Below are 416 nucleotides of genomic sequence, written 5' to 3'. Positions count from 1 at the left end.
GCGATACCGCCGGCGACCGAACCATATTGGGTTGGCGAAACCGACGGTCCCAAGCATCTCTACATTCTGGAACTCGGCGGCGATACACCTTCCTATCTCGGGCGTTCAGCCGCCGAAGTTGATGGCCGGACCATCATTAAGGTTGGCTTCTCCAGAAGCCCATCGGCCCGGCGCGACCAAATCCAAAGCGCCTACCCGGACGGTCAATACAAATGGGTGATAAAATACCCGCATCCTATTCCGGACTCCGCACCGTATTCGAACGCCAGAGTGGCTATCGTCGGTGAGGATGCCATGAAGCGGCGCCTCGTAACCGAGGGAGCTAAGGTGCTGGGTGGGGAGTTCTTTCTCGCCGAAGATTGGCTTGTCCACAGCACATGGAGGGCGGGCAAGTTTGCGGCGGAAAAGGCAATGGA

1 protein-coding gene is annotated in these 416 nt (G+C 58.2%); it reads left to right on the top strand.

What is annotated here, in order from left to right:
- Positions 1-416, top strand: a 416-nt coding sequence (locus CEV33_RS23910; protein WP_167388089.1) for a hypothetical protein, incomplete at both ends; no start/stop codon positions are given.

Source organism: Brucella grignonensis (genome assembly GCF_002252505.1).
Lineage (GTDB): Bacteria > Pseudomonadota > Alphaproteobacteria > Rhizobiales > Rhizobiaceae > Brucella > Brucella grignonensis.
This window is presented reverse-complemented; position numbering and strand designations above follow the sequence as displayed.